This is a genomic window from Psychrobacter sp. W2-37-MNA-CIBAN-0211 (assembly GCF_040309405.1).
Classification (GTDB): domain Bacteria; phylum Pseudomonadota; class Gammaproteobacteria; order Pseudomonadales; family Moraxellaceae; genus Psychrobacter; species Psychrobacter glaciei.
Genome location: NZ_JBEOOU010000449.1, coordinates 1 through 248, shown reverse-complemented (window position 1 = coordinate 248; position 248 = coordinate 1). Strand labels below are relative to the sequence as shown.

The 248-nt window shown below is 48.4% G+C and carries 1 protein-coding gene; it reads right to left on the bottom strand.

All coding sequences use genetic code 11. The features are described 5' to 3' along the window. Positions 1-248, bottom strand: a 248-nt coding sequence (ccmI, locus tag AAEY72_RS15850; RefSeq protein ID WP_352311608.1) for a c-type cytochrome biogenesis protein CcmI, incomplete at both ends; no start/stop codon positions are given.

Here is a 248-nt window from a genome sequence, read left to right as displayed (position 1 = left end):
CTGGCACCCAGACTACAATGATTAACCGGCTTTTGATACCGGGCGCAATCATCGGCGTCACTACGCGCTGCGCATCTAAAAGCTGACGTTCAAGCTCAAGCTTTTGGGATTGATAATGACTATCATCAATCGTGCCAGCATCCTTATCAGTTTTTAGCTCTGCTAGACGAGCGCGAAAGACAGCGATATTAATATCGAGTAGCTGATTGTCCACGGGCTTATCTGTTGCGCGTGAGGCTCTTAACCAC